General features: G+C 61.9%; 1 protein-coding gene and 1 pseudogene. One reads left to right on the top strand and one right to left on the bottom strand.

The window, feature by feature from the left end:
- Positions 1-221 precede the first annotated feature (221 nt).
- Positions 222-815 carry a recombinase family protein gene (locus ET21_RS0121025; protein WP_013039114.1) on the bottom strand — a complete coding sequence of 198 codons (594 nt, stop codon included), beginning with the start codon at positions 813-815 and terminating at the stop codon, positions 222-224.
- A 157-nt stretch (positions 816-972) separates the two neighbouring features.
- Between ET21_RS0121025 and ET21_RS0121030 the strand changes: the two are divergent.
- Positions 973-1,971 (top strand): annotated as a pseudogene (locus tag ET21_RS0121030) (DUF4158 domain-containing protein); the annotation flags it as partial.
- Between the last annotated feature and the right edge of the window lie 46 nt (positions 1,972-2,017).

Here is a 2,017-nt window from a genome sequence, read left to right on the forward strand (position 1 = left end):
TTATGGCCGCTTCGACCTCGACCTGAACGACCGGATTGATTTTGGACGGCTTGCAGCGTGAGGCGGCTGATCGGCCTATAACATTTGGGTACACCCCAGAGTGATAGGGCCGAGTGACACCATTCGTCTGTCACAAAAGGGTGGGTTTGCGCTCAATGTGACGATACACTGCAAGAGCCACCCTAATGGGGGTGACTGCACGAAAGTGACTTATCTGCACGCTAAGAGCGAACGGACCGGGAACGCTGGGACTTTGTGTTCTTCTCCGTGGCTTCGAGGGCTTTGTAGAGGGCGGTTTTGCCGATCTTGAGGCGCGCGGCGGCCTCGCGAACTGTGAGGCCGGAAGCGATATGTTCGCGCGCCTTGCGGAGCTTGTCAGGTGTGACCACTGGCCGCCGCCCACCGGGGCGACCTCGCTCGCGAGCGGCCTTGAGGCCTGCATGGGTGCGCTCCCGGATCAGATCGCGCTCAAACTGGGCAAGCGAGCCGAAGATGTTGAACACCAGCATCCCGCCCGAAGTGGTGGTGTCGATGTTCTCGGTGAGCGAGCGGAACCCGATACCTCGCGTCGCTAGCTCGCCGACCTTCTCAATCAGATGGCTCATCGAGCGCCCAAGACGGTCGAGTTTCCAAACCACCAGCGTGTCGCCGCTGCGCAGATAGGCGAGCGCCTCGGCCAGGCCGGGCCGATCGGCTTTTGCACCAGATGCGTGATCGTCGAATATCCGGTCGCACCCGGCCGCGTTCAGCGCGTCGAGCTGGAGTGAGAGCTTCTGGTCTGCCGTCGAGACGCGCGCATAGCCGATCAACGCCACATGCAGCCCAATCCTGTCCGTTTTCCCATCATTATCTGATCTTGTCCGAATCGCCGTTATAGGTCCAGAGTTAACGGACATATTCCTGCTGGCCGCCAGAGGACCGTCTGACGGACAAGGACGCGGAAGGAGATAGTGCTTGGCGAGACGGCGACTGGTGAGCGCGGAAATCTGGGCAGGGCATTATGGCGCGCCGCTCGATGAGCGCGAGATTGCGCGGCACTATACGCTGACCGGTGACGACCTGGAAATTGTCGGCCGCCGTCGCGGCGATGCCACCCGGCTCGGCTACGCGATGCTCCTACTCTATATGAGATGGCCTGGCCGTGCGCTGGAAGCGGGTGAAGTCCCGCCCGCTCCTGTGCTCGCCTATGTGGCGCAGCAACTCGGCGTCGCGCCCGAAGCCTTCGCGGACTATGCCCATCGGGACCAGACCCGTCGCGAACATCTCGTTGAAATCCGACGATCGCACGGGTTCAGGATTTTCGACCGCAAGGCTTTCCACGAAGTTGTCGCATTCTCGATCCCGATCGCACAGACCATCGTCCACCCCGGCCAGATGGCGGGGGTCATCGTTGACGAACTTCGGCGCCGGCAGATCCTCCTGCCTTCTTCATCGGTTCTCGAAGCGGTACTCCGGCGTGCTCGCCAGCAGGCCGAACAGCTTACCTATGAAGTGCTCACGAACGGCCTGCGGCCCGATACGCTGCAGGGGCTGGACGATCTGCTGGCCCGACGAACAGGGCAAGCCGCGACATGGCTATCCTGGCTGCGCAATGCACCACAGTCGCCGGCAGCGCGCAACATCCTACGCCTGATCGAACGGCTCACTCATATCCGCGCGCTGGATCTCGATCGCGCCCGTGCCGACATGATCCCGGCTTTGACTTTTGACAGGCTGGCGGACGAAGGCAGCCGGATCACACCCCAGCACCTTGGCGAACTCAATGCCCTGCGCCGCCATGCGACGCTGGCGGCGCAGGGCATCCGTCTTGAGGAAAGCCTGACCGATGCCACCCTGACGATGTTCGACAAGCTGTTGGGCAGCATGTCGCGTCGCGCCGAGAACCGGACCCGTGACAAAGCCCTCAAGACGGTGCGCGAGTTGCAAGGCCATCTCCGGACGCTCACAGGGTCTTGCCGCATTCTCATCGAAGGGCTCTGTTGCAAAAATCGTGAAGCTTGAGCATGCTTGGCGGAGA

It is taken from the genome of Sphingobium sp. DC-2 (assembly GCF_000722555.1).
In the GTDB taxonomy this organism is placed as follows: Bacteria; Pseudomonadota; Alphaproteobacteria; order Sphingomonadales; family Sphingomonadaceae; genus Sphingobium; species Sphingobium quisquiliarum.